Source organism: Streptomyces sp. NPDC002853, assembly GCF_053591915.1.
This window is the reverse complement of sequence record NZ_JBSFUS010000009.1, coordinates 116,746-140,330: the sequence shown is the minus strand read 5'-3', so window position 1 is coordinate 140,330 and position 23,585 is coordinate 116,746. Positions and strand designations below refer to the sequence as shown.

The 23,585-nt window shown below is 69.6% G+C and carries 19 protein-coding genes; 10 read left to right on the top strand and 9 right to left on the bottom strand.

Going from position 1 to position 23,585, the window contains the following annotated elements:
• The first annotated feature begins 16 nt into the window (after positions 1 to 16).
• From ACWD02_RS25240 to ACWD02_RS25220, 5 genes are all read left to right on the top strand, one after another.
• A complete protein-coding gene (locus ACWD02_RS25240) occupies positions 17 to 1,597 on the top strand; it encodes an MFS transporter (RefSeq protein ID WP_451214700.1) in 1,581 nt (526 codons plus the stop codon).
• A gap of 209 nt (positions 1,598 to 1,806) precedes the next feature.
• Positions 1,807 to 2,568, top strand: a complete 762-nt coding sequence (locus ACWD02_RS25235) for a DeoR/GlpR family DNA-binding transcription regulator (RefSeq protein WP_451214699.1) — start codon at positions 1,807 to 1,809, stop codon at positions 2,566 to 2,568.
• A gap of 65 nt (positions 2,569 to 2,633) precedes the next feature.
• Entirely contained in the window at positions 2,634 to 3,581 is a 948-nt protein-coding gene (gene pfkB, locus ACWD02_RS25230) for a 1-phosphofructokinase (RefSeq protein WP_451214991.1), read from the top strand.
• A gap of 94 nt (positions 3,582 to 3,675) precedes the next feature.
• A complete protein-coding gene (locus ACWD02_RS25225) occupies positions 3,676 to 5,667 on the top strand; it encodes a PTS fructose transporter subunit IIABC (RefSeq protein WP_451214698.1) in 1,992 nt (663 codons plus the stop codon).
• Positions 5,668 to 5,835: 168 nt separating this feature from the next.
• Positions 5,836 to 6,090, top strand: coding sequence for a hypothetical protein (locus tag ACWD02_RS25220; protein WP_451214697.1), 255 nt, complete (start codon positions 5,836 to 5,838; stop codon positions 6,088 to 6,090).
• Between the two features lie 22 nt (positions 6,091 to 6,112).
• Here ACWD02_RS25220 and ACWD02_RS25215 read toward each other — a convergent pair whose 3' ends face one another.
• The 3 genes from ACWD02_RS25215 to ACWD02_RS25205 all read right to left on the bottom strand — a co-directional run bounded on the left by ACWD02_RS25215 (position 6,113) and on the right by ACWD02_RS25205 (position 9,548).
• Complete coding sequence (locus ACWD02_RS25215) at positions 6,113 to 6,904, bottom strand: DUF6227 family protein (protein ID WP_451214696.1); 792 nt, start codon at positions 6,902 to 6,904, stop codon at positions 6,113 to 6,115.
• A gap of 160 nt (positions 6,905 to 7,064) precedes the next feature.
• Positions 7,065 to 8,288 (bottom strand): L,D-transpeptidase, encoded by a 1,224-nt coding sequence (locus ACWD02_RS25210; protein ID WP_451214695.1) that lies wholly within the window; start codon positions 8,286 to 8,288, stop codon positions 7,065 to 7,067.
• 195 nt (positions 8,289 to 8,483) lie between these two features.
• A complete protein-coding gene (locus tag ACWD02_RS25205) occupies positions 8,484 to 9,548 on the bottom strand; it encodes a P1 family peptidase (protein ID WP_451214694.1) in 1,065 nt (354 codons plus the stop codon).
• Positions 9,549 to 9,731: 183 nt separating this feature from the next.
• Between ACWD02_RS25205 and ACWD02_RS25200 the strand changes: the two genes are divergently transcribed.
• The 4 genes from ACWD02_RS25200 (at position 9,732) to ACWD02_RS25185 (ending at position 14,814) form a co-directional block, all read left to right on the top strand.
• On the top strand, positions 9,732 to 11,165 hold the full coding sequence (locus ACWD02_RS25200) for a NarK family nitrate/nitrite MFS transporter (RefSeq protein WP_451214693.1): 1,434 nt from the start codon (positions 9,732 to 9,734) through the stop codon (positions 11,163 to 11,165).
• Positions 11,166 to 11,462: 297 nt separating this feature from the next.
• The gene (pflB, locus tag ACWD02_RS25195; protein WP_451214692.1) at positions 11,463 to 13,721 is read left to right on the top strand and encodes a formate C-acetyltransferase; all 2,259 of its coding nucleotides are present in this window, start codon (positions 11,463 to 11,465) and stop codon (positions 13,719 to 13,721) included.
• Positions 13,722 to 13,751: 30 nt separating this feature from the next.
• Complete coding sequence (pflA, locus tag ACWD02_RS25190) at positions 13,752 to 14,552, top strand: pyruvate formate-lyase-activating protein (protein WP_451214691.1); 801 nt, start codon at positions 13,752 to 13,754, stop codon at positions 14,550 to 14,552.
• Between the two features lie 37 nt (positions 14,553 to 14,589).
• Positions 14,590 to 14,814 carry a hypothetical protein gene (locus ACWD02_RS25185; RefSeq protein WP_451214690.1) on the top strand — a complete coding sequence of 75 codons (225 nt, stop codon included), beginning with the start codon at positions 14,590 to 14,592 and terminating at the stop codon, positions 14,812 to 14,814.
• Between the two features lie 19 nt (positions 14,815 to 14,833).
• On the opposite strand, the gene mscL is transcribed toward ACWD02_RS25185, so the two are convergent.
• The 6 genes from mscL to ACWD02_RS25155 form a co-directional block, all read right to left on the bottom strand.
• Positions 14,834 to 15,310, bottom strand: coding sequence for a large conductance mechanosensitive channel protein MscL (gene mscL, locus ACWD02_RS25180; protein WP_451214689.1), 477 nt, complete (start codon positions 15,308 to 15,310; stop codon positions 14,834 to 14,836).
• A gap of 138 nt (positions 15,311 to 15,448) precedes the next feature.
• Positions 15,449 to 16,015 (bottom strand): hypothetical protein, encoded by a 567-nt coding sequence (locus ACWD02_RS25175; protein WP_451214688.1) that lies wholly within the window; start codon positions 16,013 to 16,015, stop codon positions 15,449 to 15,451.
• Positions 16,016 to 16,211: 196 nt separating this feature from the next.
• Positions 16,212 to 17,063 carry an S-methyl-5'-thioadenosine phosphorylase gene (locus ACWD02_RS25170; protein ID WP_451214687.1) on the bottom strand — a complete coding sequence of 284 codons (852 nt, stop codon included), beginning with the start codon at positions 17,061 to 17,063 and terminating at the stop codon, positions 16,212 to 16,214.
• 75 nt (positions 17,064 to 17,138) lie between these two features.
• Positions 17,139 to 17,501 carry an FmdB family zinc ribbon protein gene (locus ACWD02_RS25165; protein WP_451214686.1) on the bottom strand — a complete coding sequence of 121 codons (363 nt, stop codon included), beginning with the start codon at positions 17,499 to 17,501 and terminating at the stop codon, positions 17,139 to 17,141.
• 67 nt (positions 17,502 to 17,568) lie between these two features.
• Complete coding sequence (locus ACWD02_RS25160) at positions 17,569 to 18,834, bottom strand: MFS transporter (RefSeq protein WP_451214685.1); 1,266 nt, start codon at positions 18,832 to 18,834, stop codon at positions 17,569 to 17,571.
• A gap of 244 nt (positions 18,835 to 19,078) precedes the next feature.
• The gene (locus tag ACWD02_RS25155; protein ID WP_451214990.1) at positions 19,079 to 20,599 is read right to left on the bottom strand and encodes a potassium/proton antiporter; all 1,521 of its coding nucleotides are present in this window, start codon (positions 20,597 to 20,599) and stop codon (positions 19,079 to 19,081) included.
• 213 nt (positions 20,600 to 20,812) lie between these two features.
• Between ACWD02_RS25155 and ACWD02_RS25150 the strand changes: the two genes are divergently transcribed.
• Positions 20,813 to 23,575 (top strand): penicillin acylase family protein, encoded by a 2,763-nt coding sequence (locus tag ACWD02_RS25150; protein ID WP_451214684.1) that lies wholly within the window; start codon positions 20,813 to 20,815, stop codon positions 23,573 to 23,575.
• Positions 23,576 to 23,585 lie beyond the last annotated feature (10 nt).

The window sequence follows — 23,585 nt, the reverse complement described above, 5'->3', positions numbered from 1 at the left end:
CTTCTAGTCTCCTCTTATGACTTACAGCAGCCCCGCCACAGCACCGACCGGATCGGACGCCGCCGCAGCAGCCGACCGGCGCCGCTGGTTCGCCCTCGCCATCGTGATGACGGCGGCCTTCATGGACCTCGTCGACGTCACCATCGTCAACATCGCGATTCCGTCCATCCAGGAGGAGGCCGGCGCCTCGTACAGCCAGATCCAGTGGATCACCGCGGGCTACGCGCTCGCGTTCGCCGCCGGGCTCATCACCGGCGGGCGGCTCGGCGACATCCACGGGCGCAAGCGGATGTTCCTCGTCGGGATCGGCGGCTTCACGGTCGCCTCCGCGCTCTGCGGGTTCGCCGCCAACCCGGAGATGCTGGTCGCGTCCCGGATCCTGCAGGGCGGCATGGCCGCGATGATGGTGCCGCAGGTCCTGTCGATCGTGCACGCCACCTTCCCCGCGCACGAGCGCGGCAAGGTCTTCGGCCTCTTCGGCATGATCGTGGGGCTCGGCGCCGTGTCGGGACCGCTGCTCGGCGCGCTGCTGACCCAGTGGAACATCCTCGGCCTCGAATGGCGTCCGATCTTCCTCATCAACCTGCCGGTCGGGATCGCGGGCCTGATCCTCGGCAGCAAGTTCATCACCGAGTCCAAGGCGCCGAAGGCCCTCAAGCTCGACCTCGTCGGCGTCGTCCTCGTCACGCTCGGCCTGCTGATGGTGCTCTACCCGCTCACCCGCGGGCAGGAGCTGGACTGGCCGCTGTGGGGCCACGCCATGATGGCGGGCGGACTCGTCGTCTTCGTCGCGCTCATCGCGTACGAGAAGGCGAAGGCGGCCAAGGACGGTTCGCCGCTCGTGGAGCTGTCCCTGTTCAAGGTGAAGAGCTTCGCCGCGGGCATCGCGGTGCAGACCGTGTTCGGCGTCGCGATGGGCATCTTCTTCCTGGTCTGGACGGTCTACATGCAGACGGGACTCGGCTGGAGCGCGCTGCGGGCGGGCACGACCGGGGTGCCGTTCTCGATCGCCGTCTCGGTGGCGGCCGGCATGTCCGTGCAGAAGCTCGTGCCGCGGTTCGGGCGCAAGGTCCTTCAGGGCGGCGCGCTCGTCATGGCCACCGGGGTGCTGCTCTACATCTGGGAGGCGGACCGGTACGGCGCGGGCATCGCGTCCTGGCAGATGGCGCTGCCGCTGGTCGTGATGGGCGCGGGCATGGGATTCATCGTCGCGCCGCTGACCGACGCCATCCTGTCGGACGTGCCGCGTGAGCACTCCGGGTCCGCGTCGGGGCTGCTCAACACCGTGCAGCAGATGGGTACGGCGCTCGGCCTCGGCCTGGTCTCGGTGGTGTTCTTCGGCGTGATGAACGAGAAGGCGGCGCGGAGCGAGATGCCCATGGAGATCGTGGGCGCGTTCCAGAACTCGCTGTGGTGGGTCGTCGGCGTGCTCGTCGCCATCTTCCTGCTGATGTTCGCCCTGCCGTCGAAGCCGCGGCAGCACGTGGAGGGCGATGGTGATGGCGTCGGCGGTGATGCCGACGGTGGCGGTGCGGACGCGGCCGTCCGTGCCTCCGGTGATGAACTCGGCGAGCGGGAGCCCGTGTTGACCTCCTGAGCGGGGGAGTGACGTAGTGACGGGGCGCGGCCCGGGCGGAGCTCATAGCTCCGCCCGGGCCGCTTTCGTGCTCCGGGGTCCAAGAGCGCGGGCAAGGACGGAAGTCCGTTTGTGTCCGTTCGGGGTCCGAACCTGTGGACTTTCCCGTAAAGCAGTCGTACTCTGCATGGGAAACCACACACTCGGGCACCCGGCGGAGGCAGACGGACATGTACGCACCGGAGCGGCAGCAGGAGATCCTGCGGCTCGCGCGCGACGGCGGCCGGGTCGACGTCCTGTCGCTCGCCGAGGAGTTCAAGGTCACCGCCGAGACCATCCGGCGCGACCTGAAGGCCCTCGACCGCGCGGGCCTGGTGCGCCGCGTGCATGGTGGCGCCATACCGGCGGGACGCCTCGACTTCGAGCCGGACCTCGCGGAGCGGGAGGGAACGGCGGCCGACGAGAAGGACCGCATCGCCCACGCCGCCCTCGCCGAACTCCCCGCCGAAGGCAGCGTCATCCTCGACGCCGGCTCGACCGTCGCCCGCCTCGCCGCCTCCCTCCCGCTGGAGGCCACCTTCACGGTCGTCACGCACGGCCTCCCCACCGCCGCCCGCCTCGCCGACCACCCCGGCATCCAGCTGCACCTCATCGGCGGCCGCGTCCGCAGCCGTACGCGCGCCGCCGTCGACGCGTGGGCGCTGCGGGCGTACGGAGAGATTCGCGCCGACGTCCTCTTCGTCGCCGCGAACGGCTTCTCCGCGCAGGCCGGCCTGACCACCCCCGACCTCGCCGAAGCCGCCGTCAAGCGCGCGGCGATCGGCGCGGCCCGCCGCGTGGTGCTCCTCGCGGACTCCACCAAGCACGGGCAGGAGCACTTCGCGCGCTTCGGTGACCTCCAGGACGTGGATCTGCTGATCACCGACAGCGGCCTCAGCCCCGAGGACGCCGCGGCGATCGAGAGCGGCGGCACGGAGGTGATCCGCGCGTGAGCGGCGCGGACAGGAATGCGGACAGCGGCACAACGCAGGTCAGCAAGGAAACGGTACGTACGCGCATGATCCTCACCGTCACCCCCAACCCCTCCCTCGACCGCACCTACGAGGTCCCCTCGCTGGACCGCGGCGAGGTCATCCGGGCCACCGGTGACCGCATGGACCCGGGCGGCAAGGGCGTCAACGTGTCGAGGGCGGTCGCGGCGGCAGGCGCGACGACGCTCGCGGTCCTGCCCCTCGGCGGCGCACCCGGCGCCCTCGTGGCCCAACTCCTCGACGAGCAGGGCATCCAGGTCGCGCCGGTCCCGGTCGCGGGCCAGACCCGGTCCAACATCGCGGTGGCCGAACCGGACGGAACGCTCACCAAGATCAATGCGGCCGGTCCCGAACTGAGCCCGGACGAAGCCGAGTTGCTGCTCTCCACCGTGCGGGAGCGTTCCGTCGGCGCCGACTGGATCGCCTGCTGCGGCAGCCTGCCCCGTGGGCTCGCCCCTTCCTGGTACGCCGACCTGGTGGCCCGCGCGCACGCCGCCGGTGCCCGCATCGCCCTCGACACCTCGGGTCCCGCCCTGCTCGCCGCCCTCGCCGAACGCCCCGACGTCGTCAAGCCGAACGCGGAGGAGCTCGCCGAAGCCGTGGGCCGCCCCCTGGCGACCGTCGGCGACGCGGTCAAGGCGGCCGAGGAACTGCGGCAGCTGGGCGCGCGGGCCGTGCTCGCCAGTCTCGGCGCGGACGGCCAGCTCCTGGTGGACGACTCGGGCGCGTACTTCGCCGCCGCGTCGGTCGACGTCGTACGCAGCAATGTCGGAGCCGGTGACTCCTCCCTGGCCGGTTTCCTCGTCGCGGGCGGCACCGGCGTCACCGCCCTGGCGTCGGCCGTGGCGCACGGCGCGGCAGCGGTCCAGCTCCCCGGCAGCGCGATGCCGACCCCCGCCGACCTCGCGCCCGACGCCGTCACCGTCACGTCGGAGGTCCCCCTGGACCGCGTACTGACGGAGCCGGCGTCATGACGTACCCACACCGCATCACCCCCGCCCCCACCCCCGTCCCCACCCCCGTCCCCACCCCAGCCCTCCGGGCGATACGCGTGCGAAGGAGCCCGCGATGAGCGAGATGATCACCGCGGAACTGGTCGACCTCGAGATCGACCGGTCCGCCGGAACCAAGGAAGCGGCGGCCCGTGCCCTCGCCGAGCGCATGGTGGCCCTGGGCCGGGTGACCGATCTGGACGGGTTCCTCGCCGACGTGGCGGCCCGCGAGGCGCAGATGCCGACCGGCCTCGACGGCGGCATCGGCATCCCGCACTGCCGCAGCGCCCACGTCACCGAGCCGACCCTGGCCTTCGGCCGCTCGGCCGAGGGCATCGACTTCGGGGCGCCGGACGGTCCCGCCGACCTGATCTTCCTGATCGCCGCTCCCGCCGGGGCCGATGACGCCCACCTGACCATCCTGTCGTCGCTCGCGCGGCAGCTGATGGACGAGGAGTTCACGAGCGCGCTGCGGGCCGCGCAGGACGCCGAGACGGCCGCGGCCCTGATCACGGGGGAGCCCGCGGCGGGCAGCGCGGCGGAAGAACCCACCGGCCCGCAGCCGGAAAGCGACGCGCCCCCGGCGGAGCCGTTCCGCATCGTGGCAGTCACCTCCTGCCCCACGGGCATCGCGCACACCTACATGGCAGCCGAGTCCCTCGAGAACGCCGCCCGCGAGGCAGGCGTGGAGCTGACGGTCGAGACCCAGGGGTCAGCGGGCTTCACCCGCCTCGACCCGGCCGTCATCGCCGCCGCGGACGCGGTCGTCTTCGCGCACGACGTCCCCGTACGGGACAAGGACCGCTTCGGCGGGAAGCCCACCGTCGACGTCGGGGTGAAGGCAGGCATCAGCAGGCCAGCCGAGCTCATCGCCGAGGTACGGGCGAAGGCGGCCCGCGGCGAGATCACCGCGGACGTCGGGCCGAGCCCCGTCGACAACGCCGGTGACAGCGGCGACGGTTACGGCACCAAGCTGCGCAAGTGGCTGATGTCCGGCGTCAGTTACATGGTCCCGTTCGTCGCGGCCGGCGGCCTCCTCATCGCACTCGGCTTCGCCATCGGCGGCTGGAAGATCGACAAGGCGCCGTCCGTCGCCGAGCACTTCGTGTGGACGGACACCACCAGCTGGGCCGCGCTCCTCTTCCAGATCGGCGGGCTCGCCTTCGCCTTCCTGGTGCCGGTCCTCGCGGGCTACATCGCGTACGGGATGGCCGACCGGCCAGGGCTCGTCCCCGGATTCGTCGGCGGTTCCGTCGCCGTCACGATCAACGCGGGCTTCCTGGGCGGCCTCGCGGCGGGTCTGATCGCGGGTGCGGTCGTCATGGGCATCCAGCGCGTGAAAATCCCGGCCGTACTGCGCGGGATCATGCCCGTGGTCGTGATCCCGTTGATCTCGTCCGCGGTCGTCGGCTTCCTGATGTTCCTCGTCATCGGAAAGCCCATCGCCGAACTGCAGAGCGCGCTCACGGACTGGCTGGAGGGCCTGTCCGGCGCCAACGCCGTCATCCTCGGCGTCATCCTCGGCCTGATGATGTGCTTCGACCTCGGCGGCCCGCTGAACAAGGTCGCGTACGCCTTCGCCGTCGGCGGTCTCGCCGACCCGACCGACGGCAGCTTCAAGGTGATGGCCGCGGTGATGGCGGCCGGCATGGTCCCGCCGCTGGCCATGGCTCTCGCCACCACGATCCGGGGCCGGCTCTTCACCAAGACGGAACGTGAGAACGGCAAGGCGGCCTGGTTCCTCGGCGCCTCCTTCATCACGGAGGGTGCGATCCCGTTCGCCGCGGCCGACCCGCTGCGGGTGATCCCCGCCTCGATGGCGGGCGGCGCGGTCACCGGCGCCCTGTCGATGGCCTTCGGCTGCACGCTGCGGGCCCCGCACGGCGGCATCTTCGTGGTGCCGCTCATCGGGCAGCCGCTGCTGTACCTGGTGGCGATCGCCGCCGGAGTCGGCGTCTCGACCGTGGCGGTCATCCTGCTCAAGGGCGTCCGGAGGACGGCGCCTTCGGAGAGCGGCATCACGGGCGAGGAAGCGGCGACGGAGAAGCGGGTGCCGGCGGCTGTCTGATCCCGCCCCTTCGGGGCCCGGCTGCCGGACTTCGGCTCGCTTGCCGGGTTCGGCCGGGCTCCGGGGGTTCGGACCCTATGAGGGGGGTTGTGCGACATGCGTCACTTCAGGACGTAAGTCCCACAACCCCCTGTCGTAAGCCCCGGATCGTGATGTCTACTGTGCGGCATGCTCCAGAATGTCTCGATCCTCCAGCAGGCAGGCGTGGCCGTCCTGGCCGCGGCGACCGTCGTCTGGGCCGTGGGCCTGGTGCGGGTGATGCGGCGCGACCAGGCCGACGTGGACGTCTGGCGCACGTCCCGGGCGCTGGGCTCGCTGCCCGCGCAGACGGGCCCGCCGCGCGCCGAGACGGTCGAGCTGACGGCGGACGAGCGCGCCGCCTTCGCGGGCCTGGTGCGGCAGTTCGGCGACGGCCGCCCCTGACGCCCGTACGCGGACCGGCCCGCTACTTCCTGCGCTGCTGCGGAATGTTCCTGGCGCGCTGCTCCATCGCCGCGCGGGCCGCTTCCTCGGAGACGTACACCTCGCAGCGGTGCCGCTTGTCGGGGGTGACCGTGTGCTCGACCTCCCAGAGGCTGAGCTCGCTGCCGTCGAAGAGCAGGAACGCGTGCTCGTAGAGCGAGAAGCAGAGGCGTGCCTCGCCGACCAGGCAGGGGCGGCCGAAGGCCTGCGTGATCTGGTGCGCGAACGCCGAGCGCAATAACCGCTCCAGCTCCTCGCCGGGGCGTCCCTCGCTCACCGAGTTCTCCGCGCGGCGCAGCAGCCGGCGGCCGTGGTCCGCGGAGCCGTCCGGCACGTACGTATGACGGGGTTCGTCGGCGACCGGGAGCTGGAGCACCACGGGCTGCTCGCAGGTGGCGGACGGGGTGTCGGGCGGGAGCGGCAGGCGCGAGGTGGCGACCCCGGCCTCCTCCTCGTCCGCGTACAGCTCGTACTGGGGGTGGCTGCCGGGGCCGGTGTTGTGCACGAGCTCCCAGAGGGTGAGCGCGCCCGCGTCGGCGAGAAGCCACGTGTGGCGGTACGTCTCGCGGTGCAGGCCCGCGCTGTGATGCGCGGAGTGCAGCGAACTGTCGTACGCCAAGGCCGAGTCCAGACGTCCTATCGTGTCGTCCGGCAGGTCGAAGGAGTTCATGGCGCGGCGAAGAAGCCGCTCGAGATGCTCCTGCGGGGAGTGCGGAGAATCCTGCTCGGCAGACTGGGGCTCGTACGCCGTCTCGTACTCGTACGGAACGCTCAAGGTCTCTCCCGGCGTTGCTGCATGTCACCTTGTGAGTGCATACCGTAGCCCCTGTGTCGGACATCATGTCCGGGAACTGGAAAACGTACGAGCCGCACGGCAAGTTCCCGTGCGGCTCGCGGTGTTGGGGCTGGTGAGAGGGGCAGGAGTGGCGCCGGGATCAGCCCGCGCTACCCGCCGTCCACTCGCTCCACGACATGTTCCAGCCGTTCAGGCCGTTGTCCGGGGCGATGGTCTCGTCCGGGGAACCCTTGACCGTCACGATGTCCCCGATGAGGGAGTTGTCGTAGAACCACGCGCCCGGCGTGCTGGAGTCGCCCGCGCCCTGTGCGTCCTGCAGTCCGACGCAGCCGTGGCTGGTGTTGGCGCTGCCGAAGATCGAGGGCGAGCCCCAGTAGTTGCCGTGGATGAAGGTGCCGGACGACGACAGGCGCATCGCGTGCGGCACGTCCTTGATGTCGTACTCACCGCCGAAGCCGACCGTGTCGCCGTTCATCCGGGTCTGGGTGAACTTCTCGGAGATCACCATCTTGCCGTTGTACGTGGGGTTCGACGGGCTGCCCGCGGAGATCGGGATGGTCTTGATGACCTTGCCGTCGCGCTCGACCGTCATCTTCTTGGCCTTCACGTCGACCGTGGAGACCTGCGCGCGGCCCACGGTGAAGCTGACCGTCTTGTTCTGTACGCCGGTGGCGCCGTCCGCGCCCTTCACGCCCTCCAGGTCGATCTTCATCGTGACCTTGGAGCCGGCCTTCCAGTACTCCTCGGGCCTGAAGTCCAGGCGCTGGTCGCCGAACCAGTGGCCCACGACCTTCTGGCCACTGTCGGTGGTGACCTTGATGTGCGACTGGACGGACTGCTTCTCGGTGATCGCCTTGTCGAAGTTGAAGGACACCGGCATGCCGACGCCGACCTTCGTGCCGCCGTCGGGGGTGTAACTGCCGATGAAGCTGTTGGCCTTGGAGACGGTCGTGAAGATCGAGTTCTCCGTCGCCTCCTTGCCCTTGGTGTCCTTCGCGTCGGCGGTGATCTTGTACTTCATGCCGCGCTCCAGCTGGGCCTTGGGCTTCCAGCTGGTGCCGTCGGCGGAGAGCGTGCCGTCGACCGCCGCCCCGGTGGAGACCAGGGTCATCTTCACCTCGGTCAGCTTGCCGCCCTCGACCTTGACGCCGGTGGCGTTGATGGAGGCCCCGGTCGAGCCGTCCTTCGCCGAGATGGTGATGTCGGCGCCCTGAGTCCTGGCCTTGCCGTTCTTGCCGTCGCTGTCGCCATCGGCGTCCGAGTCGCCGCCACAGGCCGTGAGGGTCAGCGCACCGACCGCGGCGAGCGCGGTGGCCGCCAGGAGGGTGCGCCGCCGGGGCTTGGCTATGTGCGACGTTGTCACGGGCTGCTCCATCTTTGTGCGAAGTGCGCGTTCTGATCCAGTAAGGGTTAAGAGCGGCCTGCGGGCGGAGAGGTTCCGTCCGCTTGATGTGAGGGCGGGCACATGGACATGGCCCACCGGCGGTCCAACGCGCCGTGCTCTGCGGTCATTTGTAGCTGTTGAGCATAGGAATTCCCTTAACGATTCCTTTGAAGTCTATGGGCGGTAAAGGTCGCGGTACGAGGGGAAGTTGCCGCCTGGTGTCTCGACGGACTCCGCGGCCAGGAGCGCCCTGACGATCGCCTGCGTCACCATGTCCGCGCCCGCCGCGAGGATTTCGTTCAGGGCGAGGGGGCTGTCGGCGGCCAAGGGGTGCTCACCGGTGGCGAGGGCGAAGACGGTGTCCCCGTCGTTGAGGAGATGGACGGGGCGCACCGCGCGCGCCATGCCGTCGTGCGAGGTGCCCGCGAGCTTCTGCGCCTGGGCCTTGGTGAGTTCGGCGTCCGTCGCGACCACCGCGAGGGTGGTGTTCAGCGGGGGAGGCCCGCTGATGGCGGCGGCCTCGGCAAGGCGGCGCGTGGCTTCGTCGTGCACCTCGGGGGCGGGGTAGGCCACCCGCCGCCCCTCGAAGAACTGCCCGTACAGCGCACCCGTCCCCGCATCGACCCCCGAGCCCGCCGCGTTCGCCACGACCAGGGCGGCCACGGTGATGCCCGAGTCGAGCCGGACGCTCGCGCTGCCGACACCGCCCTTGACCTTCCCGACCACGGCTCCGGTGCCCGCGCCCACGTTCCCCTCCTCGACGGGCGTGAACGGCTCGCTGCCCGCGGCGGCCTCCACCGCGGCGCGGCCCGTCGAGGCGTCGGGGCGCGCCGCGAAGTCGCCGCCCCGGCCGAGGTCGAAGACGCAGGCGGCCGGGACCACGGGGACGACGTGTGAGGGGTCGGGGCCGACCCGCACGCCCCGGCCCCGCTCCTCGAGCCACGCCATCACACCGGTCGCGGAGTCCAGGCCGTACGCGCTGCCGCCGGTCAGTACCACGGCCTCGACGCGCTGGACCAGGTTGCGGGGGTCGAGGGCGTCCGTCTCGCGGGTGCCCGGGCCGCCGCCGCGCACGTCCACGGCCGCGACGGCGCCGCCATCCGGGGCGAGCACGACCGTGGTGCCGGTGAGGTGGCCCGCATGGGTGGGCGCGACGCGGGTGGCATGGCCCACGCGCAGACCGGCGACATCGGAGAGGGAGTTGGTGCGGGGCCTGGTGGAGGGGTTCGAGGAAGCCATGCCGACTTGCGTATCACGCGGGGGAGCACCCGAGGCCCGAACGTCCGAAGGCCCTCTCATCTTCGTGTCTTTGGGCCGGTCGACGCATGTCCTACGCCTCTGCTCCCGAAGTACCGCGCACGCGAGGGTGGATGTGTCAGGCCCCGGAGCAAGGTCGGGACCCGTAGCGAACTGGGATCCAACATGACATCGCCTGCCGCCCAAGAAACGCGGACCGCGCCATCGGACAGCACGTACGACCCCGCGCAGTACCGCCCCGGCAAGACCATCACCGACTGGGAGCCGGAGAACGAACTCTTCTGGAAGTCCGTCGGCAAGAAGGTCGCCGCCCGCAACCTGTGGATCGCCGTCCCCGCGCTCCTGGTCGCGTTCGTCGTCTGGCAGGTCTGGTCGGTCACGGCGACCAACCTCAAGGACGTCGGCTTCGGTTTCTCCACCTCGCAGCTGTTCTGGCTGACGGCCGTCCCCGGCATCACCGGCGGCACGGCGCGCGTCCTCTACACCTTCCTCGGCCCGATGATCGGCCAGCGCCGCTTCACCGCGCTCTCCACGATCGTGCTGGTCATCCCGCTGATCTGGCTCGGCATCGCGGTACAGGACCCGAACACCTCGTACGGTGTGATGGTCGCCATCGCGGCTCTCTGCGGTGTCGGCGGCGCCAACTTCGCCTCGTCCCTCGCCAACATCGGCTTCTTCTTCCCCAAGCGCGACAAGGGCAACGCCACCGGCATCAACGGCGGTCTCGGCAACCTCGGTGTCTCCGTCGTCCAGCTGGTCACCCCGATCGTCATCACCAGCTCGGTGCTCGCGGTCGGCTCGGCCCAGCACAAGGCGGACGGCACGCCCGTGTGGCTGCAGAACGCCGCGTTCCTGTGGGTGCCCGTCCTGGTGATCCTGGCCGCCGTCGCGTGGTTCGGCCAGAACGACCTGAAGGTCGCCTCCACCCCCTTCAGCCAGCAGAAGATCATCTTCAAGCGCAAGCACAACTGGCTGATGACCTGGCTCTACGTCGGCACGTTCGGTTCCTTCATCGGCTTCGCGGCAGCTCTGCCGATGCTCATCAAGACCACTTTCACGCCGATCGACGCGGCCTACTCCGCGGCCACCTACGCCTGGATGGGCCCGGCCGTGGGTGCGCTCGCCCGCTGGGCAGGCGGCTGGATCGCCGACAAGATCGGCGGCGCGCGGGTCACCATCATCTCGTTCGTCGGCATGGCGCTCTCGATCATCGGCGTCATCAACTTCCTGCCCTCCGGCGGTGACGACGGCAACTTCTGGGGCTTCTTCGTCTGCTTCCTGTGCGCGTTCTTCTTCTCGGGCATAGGCAACGGCTCGACGTTCCGCCAGATCCCGGTGATCTTCCGGGCCCAGCACCTGAAGGGCCTGGAGGAGGGCACCCCCGCCTACACGAAGGCGCTGAAGCAGTCCGAGATGGAGGCCGGCGCGGTCACCGGATTCACCTCCGCCATCGCGGCCTACGGCTTCTTCTTCATCCCGGCGATGTTCGCCAACTTCGCGGTCACCAGCGCGATGTGGGGCTTCGTGGCCTTCTACGTCAGCTGTATCGCGGTCTGCTGGTGGTTCTACGCCCGCAAGGGCGCGGAGTCCCCGAGCTGACGCCCCGAGCGGCGTCGGAGCGGTGGGCCGGGTGTGGGAGCACCCGGCCCACCGGCATGTCCTGAGCCCGGACACCTGGTGCCACGGGGAGGCCGGGAACTTCTTGTGAATGTCTTCACAAGCGAACTTGGGTCCAAAGTCCCGGGCAAAACGCCAGGTCAGAGCGAGTCTCCTCGTGGACCGCGGTGAGGAGAGGGGACCTCCGGCCCTGAAGTGGGGACCATTGCGGAGCCCTTGGCCGGCCGAAGCGGAGTGCAATGGACGCAGAGCGAAAAGGCGATTCGGAAGGTGTCGGCGATGACTGCAACTCCCGCGGAGACAACGGTGCACGGCGAGGCGTGGGACGGTTTCAAGGGCGGCCTGTGGCGGGACGCCGTCGACGTCCGCGACTTCGTGCAGCAGAACTACACCCCGTACGAGGGTGACGGCTCCTTCCTGACCGGCGCGACCGAACGCACCACCCAGGTCTGGCAGAAGCTCCTCGCGATGTTCCCCGCGGAGATCGAGCGCGGCATCCACGACGTGGACGTGAAGACCCCGTCCCGCATCGACGCGTTCAGGCCCGGCTACGTCGACGCCGACCGCGACCTGATCGTCGGCCTCCAGACCGACGCCCCGCTCAAGCGCGCGATCATGCCCAACGGCGGCTGGCGGATGGTCGAGGGCGCGCTCAACGCCTACGGCTACGAGGCCGACCCCGAGGTCAAGGCCATCTACACCCACCTCCGCAAGACCCACAACGAAGGTGTCTTCGACGCCTACACGCCCGAGATCCGCGCCTGCCGCTCCTCCGGCATCATCACCGGCCTGCCCGACGCCTACGGCCGCGGCCGCATCATCGGCGACTACCGCCGCGTCGCGCTCTACGGAGTCGACCGCCTCATCGCCGAGAAGGAAGCCGACAGGGACCTCCTTGCCGAGGAGTGGGCCACCGAGGACGTCATCCGGGCCCGCGAGGAGACCTCCGAGCAGATCAAGGCGCTGGGCGAGCTGAAGTCCATGGCGATGTCCTACGGATACGACATCTCCGGCCCCGCCACCTCGGGCCGCGAAGCCGTCCAGTGGCTCTACTTCGCCTACCTGGCCGCCGTGAAGGAGCAGAACGGCGCGGCCATGTCGATCGGCCGCATCGACAACTTCCTCGACATCTACCTCCAGCGCGACATCGAGGCCGGCCGCATCACCGAGACCGAGGCCCAGGAGTTCATCGACGACTTCGTCATCAAGCTCCGCATCGTCCGCTTCCTGCGCACCCCCGAGTACAACGAAGGCTTCTCCGGCGACCCGACCTGGGTCACCTGGTCCATGGCCGGCATCGGTGAGGACGGCCGCCCGCTCGTCTCCCGCACCACGTTCCGTGCCCTGCAGACCCTCTACAACCTGGGTCCTGCCCCCGAGCCGAACCTGACGGTCTTCTGGGCGCGCGAACTTCCCAAGGGGTTCAAGGACTTCGCCGCCGAGGTCGCCATCGACACCTCGGCCATCCAGTTCGAGTCCGACGATCTGATGCGCCCCAAGTACGGCGACGACACCGCCATCGCATGTTGTGTCTCGGCGATGGCCGTCGGCAAGCAGATGCAGTTCTTCGGGGCCCGCGTCAACGTCGCCAAGGCCCTGCTCTACGCGATCAACGGCGGCCGCGACGAAAAGACCGGCAAGCGCGTCGTCGAGGGCTTCGAGCCCATCGAGGGCGACTACCTGGACTACGACACCGTCGTCGAGCGCTACGACGCCATGCTCGGCTGGCTCGGCAAGACGTACGTCCACGCGCTGAACGTCATCCACTACATGCACGACAAGTACGCCTACGAGCGCATCGAGATGGCGCTGCACGACCGGGAGATCCTGCGCACGATGGCGTGCGGCATCGCGGGCCTGTCCGTCGCCGCCGACTCGCTCTCCGCCATCAAGCACGCCAAGGTCAAGGTCATCCGCGACGAGACGGGTCTTGCCGTCGACTACGAGATCGAGGGCGACTACCCCGCCTACGGCAACAACGACGAGCGGGCCGACCACATCGCCCGGCGCATCGTCTCGGACTTCATGGGCAAGATCCGGCAGCACCCGACCTACCGGAACGCGGTGCACACCCAGTCCGTCCTGACGATCACCTCGAACGTCGTCTACGGCAAGAAGACCGGCAACACCCCCGACGGGCGCCGCGCCGGCGAGCCGTTCGCCCCCGGCGCCAACCCGATGAACGGCCGTGACGAGCACGGCTACATCGCCTCCGCGCTGTCGGTCGCCAAACTCGACTACGACGACGCCGAGGACGGCATCTCGCTCACCAACACCATCACGCCGGACGCCCTGGGCCGCACCCCAGGAGAACGGGTCCAGAACCTCTCCGGAGTCCTCGACGGCTACATGGCAAGCGACGGCTTCCACATGAACGTCAACGTGCTCGACAAGGCGACGCTCCAGGACGCGATGGAGCACCCGGAGAACTACCCGCAGCTGACCATCCGGGTCTCCGGCTACGCGGTCAACTTCGTCCGCCTGACCCGCGACCAGCAGCTCGACGTCATCAACCGCACCTTCCACGGCTCCCTCTGAGCCACCTGCTGAGCCACCTGGAGCACCGCCATGACTGCTCTGCTCGAAACGGTGACCGCGCGCGGCACGGCGACCCCCGCCGCCGCGGTCACCCGGCGCCCCGTCACCGGGTCCCTCCACTCCTGGGATCTGTCCACCGGCGTTGACGGCCCCGGGGCCCGATTCGTCACGTTCCTCTCGGGCTGCCCGCTGACCTGCCTGTACTGCCACAACCCCGACACCTGGCGGATGCGGGACGGCAAGCGGACCACCGCCGACGACGTGATCAAGGAGGCCGCCAAGTACACCAAGTTCATCGCGGCGGCGGGCGGCGGAGCCACCGTCAGCGGCGGCGAACCCCTCCTGCAGCCCGTCTTCACCGGTGAACTGCTGCACCGCCTCAAGCACGAACTGGGCCTGCACACCGCCCTGGACACCTCCGGCTTCCTCGGCGTGCGCGCCACCGACGCCCTGCTGCGTGACGTCGACCTCGTGCTCCTGGACATCAAGTCCTGGGACCGCGACACGTACAAGAAGGCCACCGGGCGGCCCCTGCGGCCCACGCTCGACTTCGCCCGCCGCCTCGCCGACGTGGGCAAGGACGTCTGGGTGCGCTTCGTCCTCGTCCCCGGCCTGACCGACGATCCGGAGAACATCGAGGGCGTCGCCCGCTTCGCCGCCTCGCTCGGCAACGTGTCGCGCGTCGACGTGCTGCCCTTCCACAAGCTGGGCGAGGCGAAGTGGGACGCCCTCGGCAAGGACTTCACCCTGCGCGACACCCCCTCGCCGACCCCCGGGCAGGTGGCCGCCGCCAGGGAGATCTTCGCAGCCCAGGGGCTCACGGCCGTCTGACGGTCGCCGTGGTGCCCCTCCGACGTACCCTGGAAGCATGAGCACCGCCCCCGCCCCCGAACCGCGCGATCCGAAGGAATCGGAGACCCCGAAGGGCTCCGAGGCGCCGAAGAAGCCCAAGAGCGCCCTGGTCTTCGACGACCCCCTGTCGCAGCAGTCTTCGGACGACACGGACCGTGGGTGGGGCGAGCGGCCCTCGGGCGGCGACAGCGCCGCCGACCTGGCACGCTTCCTCGACGAGAAGCCGCCCCACCACCTCTGAGACCACCTCTGAGCCGCCGCTAGCGCTCGTCGTGCCCCGAGCCGCGCTGTGCCACCAGGGCGTCGCGGATCTCCTTGAGGACCTCCAGCTCCGAGATCTCGATGACCTCCTGCGTGCCCTCCTTCGCGGCCCGCCGCGCGGCCTGCCTCGCCAGATACTTGGCCATGGGCAGCACCATCAGGAAGTAGACGACGGCCGCGGTGATCACGAAGCTGAGGGTCGCGCTGAGGACCGTGCCCCACATGATCGGGATGCCGCTCTCGACCGTGCCGTCCGCCTTCACGACACACGGTGACTGCAGACACGAGCTGTAGTGGTCGAGGTCCTTCGTGCCGAAGGCGCCGACCAGCGGGTTGATGACACCCTTCACCACGGAGTTCACGATGTTCGTGAACGCGGCTCCGATGACCACCGCGACCGCCAGGTCGACGACATTGCCGCGCATCAGGAAGGCCTTGAAGCCCTCCCAGAGACTCGGCTCGTTCTTCTCGCTCACCACGAGGCCTTTCGTTGCATGTGCAGGTCGTGAAACAAACAGCTTCGAAACCTACGGCAGGGCCTGGCAGCACTGTCCAATTGGGTACCTCGAACGAGCGACTTGACAAGATCTCAGTGCAGTTGCACACGTCGTGAATCAGCACAGCGTCACCGCCAGCCGCATGCCCGCACCCGCTCCGGCGAGCCGTGCCGCCGTCGCCCGTGGCACGGAGAGCACCAGCAACGCCCCTGCCTCCGCGGCACTTTCGCCGGCGCCCGTCCGAGGCTGGGGCACCTGGGTCACCCTCGCCCCGGCAGCCACCACCCGCGACTTCGATCCGTCCGAGGCCACGACGTCGACCCGGTCACCGCGGCGCAGCAGCCGCACCGTCTCCGCGTCCGCGATCCGCACCGGCGCCGTCACCATGGCGGCGGCCCGATACTCCGGCTCCGATTCCCGCTCCGAGCCCCGCTCCGATGCCCGTGAGGGAGCGGCCGCGGCTGCCGGATGCCCTTGTGGCCGTACCCGTTCGGCATCGCGCGGCCCGGCGGCCACGAGCGCCGCAGCGGTCACGGCCAGCCCCGCGGCCATGGCCCGCCGCCTGTGCCGCAGCAGCCTTCGCAGGCGCCGGCGCCCGCCCCGCACCCGCACGGGAGCGAAGTGCGGGACCGGGCATGGCGGGGGAGGAGAAGGGGAGGAGATGTCTGGGGAAACCTGCGGCATGTCGGCCACCACCTGCGGAGAGTTCGGGAGAGCTGCGGATCTTGCCTTCCGCTCTCACGATGCAGGCCCGCGCCGGATCCCGCTGAGCCCCGTGCACTACTCGCCGGTTGTGGACAACTCCGTCACCCGAAGGCGCAGTTCCGGCCTAAGCGGCGGGCGGTGCGGTCGGTGCGGTCGGTCCGGGCGGTGCGGGCGCTCACGGCAGCTGAATGCCCGGCTCCATCCCACCGAGCGCCCCCGCGCACAGACAGCCCCGCTCACCCTCCGCCGGAAGCCCGGCCACCGCGTCGAACAGCACCGTCCGCAGCCGGTCCACATTCGCCGCGAACACCTGGAGCACCTCTTCGTGCGAGACGCCCTCGCCGCTCTCCGCACCCGCGTCCAGGTCCGTGACCAGCGTCAACGACGTGTAACAGAGCTCCAGTTCACGGGCGAGCACCGCCTCGGGGTGCCCGGTCATGCCCACCACCGACCAGCCCTGCGCCGCGTGCCAGAGCGATTCGGCCCGGGTCGAGAACCGCGGCCCCTCGATCACCACGAGCGTCCCGCCGTCCACCGGCTCCCACTCCCGCCCGCGGGCCGCCTTCAGCGCGGCGCCGCGCCCGGCGGGGCAGTACGGGTCGGCCAGCGACACGTGCACGACGTTCGGAATGCTCCCGTCGGGCAGCGGGACGCCGTCGAAATACGTCTGCGTACGCGACTTGGTGCGATCCACGAGCTGATCGGGCACCAGCAGCGTCCCCGGCCCGAACTCGGGCCGCAGCCCGCCCACCGCACAGGGACCCAGCACCTGCCGCACACCCACGGAGCGCAGCGCCCACAGGTTGGCGCGGTAGTTGATGCGATGCGGCGGCAGATGGTGTCCCCGGCCGTGCCGGGGCAGGAACGCGACCCGCCGCCCGGCGATGTCCCCGATGAAAAGGGAGTCGCTGGGCGCCCCGTAGGGGGTGTCGACCTGGAGTTCGGTCACGTTGTCGAGGAAGGAGTAGAAGCCGGAGCCGCCGATGACACCGATCTCGGCCCGCGTCGCGTTCGCCGTATTCACCATGCCGAGCACAGTAACCGGGCCCCGGAACGCCGAAGCCCCCGCTGTCGTACGACAGCGGGGACCCGGAAGAAGAACTCAGGCGGCCGACGAGCTCGAGCTGGAGGAGCTGGACGAACCGGCCGACGACCCCGAGGAGCTGGACGAACCCGACGACTTCGACTCCGAGGAGGACGAAGCGCCCGCCGAGGACTTGGAGTCCGACGGCTTGGAGTCCGAGGACTTCGACGCGGAGGCCGACGACGGCGTGCTGCTCGACGACGAGCCGCGGCTGTCGTTGCGGTAGAAGCCGGAGCCCTTGAAGACGATGCCGACGGCCGAGAACACCTTCTTGAGGCGTCCGTCGCAGCTGGGGCACACGGTCAAAGCGTCATCCGTGAACTTCTGCACCGCCTCGAGGCCCTCGCCGCATTCGGTGCACTGGTACTGGTACGTCGGCACTTGCTTCCTCCTGGCACTCTCACTCGATGAGTGCTAACGACGGTCCATAGTGACGTATTCCGCGAGATCAGTCCACCGTGACCGGCTGGCGGTGACCGACGCCACGTGCCACGGTGCGTCCGACGGACCGCGGAACGAGCCGCGAGCGCAGGGTCACGAGCACCGCGAGGGCCAGTGCCGTACCGCCGAGCGGCACCAGGAATCCGGCGCCGTCCCAGAAGCGGTCCTCCAGCTGTCCCGCGACGGTGACGGCCGCGGCCTGGCCGAGCGCGACGGCACCGGTGAGCCAGGTGAACGCCTCGGTGCGCCCGGAGGGGTCCACGAGCCGGTCGACCAGCGTGTAACCGGTGATCAGCGCGGGTGCGATGCAGACGCCGACCAGGAGGCCGAGCCCGGCGAGGAGCACCACGGAGTGCGCGGCCCACAGGCCGGAGGCCATCAGGGTCAGTGCCGCGTACCCGACGAGGAGGCGCCGCTGCGGGGCGATCTTCCAGGCGATGGCGCCGCAGACGAGCCCGGAGAGCATGTTGCCGGCCGCGAACGTGCCGTACAGGACGCCGTTCAGACCGGGTTCGCCGATGGACTCGGTGAAGGCGGCGAGCGAGACCTGCATGCCGCCGAAGACGGCGCCGATGCCCAGGAAGGTCACGATCAGGACCCGCACACCGGGGATGCGCAGCGCGGAGACGTGCTCCACGCGCGCGTGCTCCTCGCGGGAGGCGGGCTTGGGCTGGGTGCTCTTCTGCGCGGCGAACAGCAGGCCGCCCACCAGGGTGAGACCGGCCTCCGTGAAGAGTCCGGCCGCCGGGTCGATGGTCGTGCACAGCGCGGTCGCGAAGAGCGGGCCGAGCACGAACGTCAGCTCGTCCGTGACCGACTCGAAGGCGGCCGCCGTGCCCGCGAGCGGGGAGTCCTGGAGCTTGACGCCCCAGCGGGCCCGCACCATGGGACTGATCTGCGGCTGTGAGGCGCCGGTGGGCACCGCGGCGACGAAGAGGGCCCACAAGGGGGCGTCCGAGAGCGCGAGCACCGTCAGGGAGAGCACCGAGACGGTGTGGATGAGCACGCCGGGCACCAGGACGGCGCGCTGGCCGAACCGGTCGGCGAGCTTGCCGCCGAAGGGGGCGAACACGGCCATGGAGACGCCGGTGACGGCCGAGACGGCGCCGGCGACGCCGTACGAGCCGGTGGTGTGCTGCACGAGCAGCACGATGGAGATGGTCAGCATCGCGAAGGGCTGTCGAGCCGCGAAGCCGGGCAGGAGAAACGTCCAGGCGCCGCGGGTGCGCAGCAGCTGTCCGTATCCGGGGCGGGAGGTGACCGTGGATGCCACGGCCCGTGCCTTTCTGCCGCCTGGTAGCGCGGCCCCCTTTTCAGGGCGGCGCCGAGAGCTGTCCTCTAGCGCGGAACTGCGGTAGATGCCGGTTGCCCACTGCGAGGGCATGCGGCCGCCATACGGTCGGCGCCAGCTCTGCTTCAGACAGAGTTGGTTCGATCAGTTGGTACAGAAGAAGTGTGCCTTCATCGTACAGGGAATGGGGCGAGGGGACCTGTGAATACGGAGAATGAGGCGCCCGTCACCTGCGATTGCCCCGCTCATCCGCGTCTTGACCAGCGCTTCCCAGCCATCCGGCCAGTTTTCCGCCCTGTCCGACGGCCCGCAGTCGCCGCTCCGCCGCGTCGCGCACCGGGTCGGTCGCGACCACCAGGAGCTCGTCCCCGCGCTGCAGCACGGTCGTGGGCTGCGGCACGAATGATTCGCCGTTGCGAACGACGAGCGTGACCGCGGCGCCCGCGGGCATCCGCAGTTCCCCCACCTCGACGCCGTGCATCCGCGACCCCTTGGGGATCGCCACCGAGAGCAGGTGCCCGCGCAGGCGCTCCAGGGGTGCCGACTCGATGCCGAGGTCGGCGGCGCCCGAGGAGTCGCCAAGGCGCAGCTTCCTGGCCAGCCACGGCAGCGTAGGACCCTGGATGAGGGTGTAGACGACGACCAGGACGAAGACGATGTTGAAGATCCGCTGGCTGTCGTCGACGCCGTTCACCATCGGGATCGTGGCCAGGATGATGGGCACGGCTCCGCGCAGGCCCGCCCAGGACATCAGGGCCTTCTCCTGCCAGGGCATGCGGAACGGCAGCAGGCTGGCGATGACGCCCAGGGGCCGGGCCACCATGGTCAGGATCAAGCCGATGATGATCGCCGGCCAGGTGTCGTCGAGCAGGTCGTGCGGGGTGACCAGGAGGCCGAGCAGGACGAACATGCCGATCTGCGCGATCCAGCCGAGCCCTTCGGCGAAGCCCCGGGTCGCGGGCCAGTGCGGCAGCTTGGCGTTGCCGAGGACCATCGAGGCGAGGTAGACGGCGAGGAATCCGCTGCCGTGCGCCATGGCTCCGGCCGCGTAGGCGGCGACGGCGATGGCCATCACGGCGATGGGGTAGAGGCCGGAAGCGGGCAGTGCCACGTGCCGCAGGCCGTAGGAGCCGAGCCAGCCCACCGCGATGCCGATGGCGGCACCGATCGTGAGCTCCAGGGCGATCTCGCCGATCAGGACGTACCAGTGCTCCACGGGACCCGCGGCGGAGAAGGCCACGACCAGGATCACCACGGGGGCGTCGTTGAACCCCGACTCCGCTTCCAGGATGCCCGTCACGCGCGAGGGGAGCGGCACCTTCCGCAGCACGGAGAAGACCGCCGCCGCGTCCGTCGAGGAGACCACCGCGCCGATGATGAGTGCCTGCCGCCACTCCAGGCCGACCAGGTAGTGGGCGCCCGCGGCCGTCACGCCGACGCTCACCGCGATGCCGACGAGCGACAGGACGGCGGCCGCGGGCAGCGCGGGTTTGATCTCTTTCCACTTCGTGCCGAGGCCGCCCTCGGCCAGGATCACGACGAGCGCCGCATAGCCGATGACCTGCGTCAACTCGGCATTGTTGAAGGTGACGTTGCCGATGCCGTCCTGGCCCATGGCAATGCCGATGCCGAGGTAGAGGAGCAGGCTGGGGAGCCCACTGCGCGACGAGATGCGGACCGCCGCGACAGCGACGAGCAGGACGAGCGAGCAGATGAGCAGAAGCTGGTTGAGGTCGTGGACAGTCAGGGGCCGTTCCTTCCTCCGCGCGAGCCAAGTACTTCGTTACCTTACCTAATTGTTAACGCTTCCTTGACGCCCTCGAACTCCCGTACGACGCGTCGCCATGTAGGTTCCTGACTCCGCGTCCGAGGCCGCAGTGCCCTGCGCCTACAGTTGCTCCAGCGCTCCCACCACCGCCCAGCCAGCCCTGCCGCTCGCGTAAGGACAGCAAGGACAGCGATGCCCTCGAATACCACCGCCTCTTCCGGTCATAAGTCCGGCAAGAAGAAGGGGCGCCGAGCCCGCCTCCTCGTCATCGTCCTGGTCCTGGCCATCGTGGCGGGCATCGGCTACGGGGCGTACTGGAGCGTCAGTACGGTGCGTGCCTCCTTCCCGCAGACCAAGGGGACGATCAAGCTCGACGGCCTCGCCGGCCCCGTCGACGTGAAGCGCGACGGCAACGGCATCCCGCAGATCTATGCCGAGTCCGATGCCGACCTGTTCATGGCCCAGGGCTTCGTCCAGGCGCAGGACCGGTTCTGGGAGATGGACGTCCGCCGCCACATGACCTCCGGTCGTCTCTCCGAGATGTTCGGCAAGGGCCAAGTAAAGACCGACGAGTTCCTTCGGACGCTCGGTTGGCACCGCGTGGCGCAGAAGGAGTACGACACCAAGCTGTCGCCCGCGACGAAGAAGTACCTCCAGGCGTACTCCAAGGGAGTCAACGCCTACCTGAAGGACAAGAGCGGCAAGGACATCTCCCTGGAGTACGCCGCCCTCGGCTTCACCAACGACTACGCGCCCCAGGAGTGGACCCCCGTCGACTCCGTGGCGTGGCTCAAGGCCATGGCCTGGGACCTGCGCGGCAACATGCAGGACGAGATCGACCGCTCCCTGATGACCAGCCGTCTGGGCCCGTCCCAGATCAAGGACCTGTACCCGGAGTACCCGTACTCGCGGAACAAGCCGATCGTCCAGGAGGGCGCCTTCAACAGCGTCACCAAGGAGTACGACGGCAAGGGCAGCAGCACGGGCAGCCAGTCGCAGACCGGCGGCGCGGCGGGCACGGGCCTCGCGGGCAACACCCAGGCCCCCGACGGCCTCCAGTCCCAGCTGTCGGGCCTCTCCGACATCCTGGACAGCGTCCCGGACGCGGGCCTCGGCCCGAACGGCAACGGCATCGGCTCCAACTCCTGGGTGGTCTCCGGCGACCACACGATCACCGGGAAGCCACTGCTCGCCAACGACCCGCACCTGTCACCGCAGCTGCCGTCCGTCTGGTACCAGATGGGCCTGCACTGCCGGTCGGTTTCCAAGGACTGCCAGTACGACGTCTCCGGCTACACCTTCGCCGGCATGCCCGGTGTGGTCATCGGCCACAACCAGGACATCGCCTGGGGCATGACGAACCTGGGCGCCGACGTCACCGACCTCTACCTCGAGAAGTTCGAGGGCGACGGCTACGAGTACGACGACAAGGTGCTGCCCTTCAAGACACGCGTGGAGACCATCAAGGTCGCCGGCGGCAGTCCGAAGAAGATCACCGTCCGTGAGACCGGCAACGGCCCACTGCTGTCCGACCGCGACGACGAACTGGTGAAGGTCGGCAAGAAGGCCACCGTCGACAGCGCCGCCCCCGACCGGGGCGACGGCTACGGAGTCTCGCTGCGCTGGACCGCGCTGCAGCCGGGCAGGTCGATGGACGCCGTATTCGAGCTCAACAAGGCGAAGGACTTCGCGGACTTCCGCAAGGCCGCCTCTTCTTTTGAAGTGCCCTCGCAGAACCTGATCTACGCGGACACCAAGGGCCACATCGGCTACCAGGCACCGGGCAAGATCCCGGTCCGCGGCAAGGGCGACGGCGCCCTTCCGGCGCCCGGCTGGGACTCGGACTACCGCTGGACCGGCTACATCCCGCAGTCCGCGCTGCCCTACGAGTACGACCCGAAGCGCGGCTACATCGTGACCGCCAACCAGGCCGTCATCGACGACGAGAAGTCGGACTACCCGTACAAGCTCACGTCGGACTGGGGCTACGGGGCGCGCAGCCAGCGCATCACCGACCTGATCCAGTCGAAGATCAAGGACGGTGGGAAGGTCTCCACCGAGGACATGCGCACGATGCAGATGGACAACAGCAGCGAGATCGCCAAGCTGCTGGTGCCCAAGCTGCTCAAGATCGACGTCAAGGACAGCTACGTCCGTGAGGCGCAGAAGCTGCTCGAGGGCTGGGACTACACCCAGGACCCCGATTCGGCGGCGGCCGCGTACTTCAACTCGGTCTGGCGCAACATCCTCAAGCTCTCCATCGGCAACAAGCTGCCCAAGGAGCTGCGGGTCAAGGGCCAGTGCCTGAACGTCGAGCCGGCCGGCAACACGGGTCCCGCCGACGAGGCCGAGCCGGTGCGCGAGTGCGGCCAGCGGGACGCGGAATCCGCGCAGCCCGACGGCGGCGACCGCTACTACGAAGTGATCCGGACGATCATGGACGACCAGGACAACGACTGGTGGCAGTCGCCGAAGACCCGCACGGACAACGCGACCAAGACCCGCGACCAGCTGTTCGGCCGGGCCATGGAGGACGCGCGCTGGGACCTGACGGCCAAGCTCGGCAAGGACGTCGACACCTGGAGCTGGGGCCGCCTGCACCGGCTGACCCTGAAGAACCAGACCCTGGGCGTCGAAGGCCCCGGCTGGCTCCAGTTCATGCTCAACCGCGGCCCGTTCAAGCTGGGCGGCGGCGAGGCGGCGGTCAACGCGACCGGCTGGAACGCGGCGGGCGGCTACGGAGTGCAGTGGGTGCCTTCGATGCGCATGGTGGTGAACCTCGACGACCTCGACAAGTCGAAGTGGATCAACCTCACCGGCGCTTCGGGGCACGCCTACAGCGCGCACTACACCGACCAGACCAGCAAGTGGGTCAAGGGCGAGCTGCTGCCGTGGGTCTACTCGGACGACGCCGTCAAGAAGAGCACGAACGACACCCTGGTGCTGCGGCCCTGAACCGCCGCAC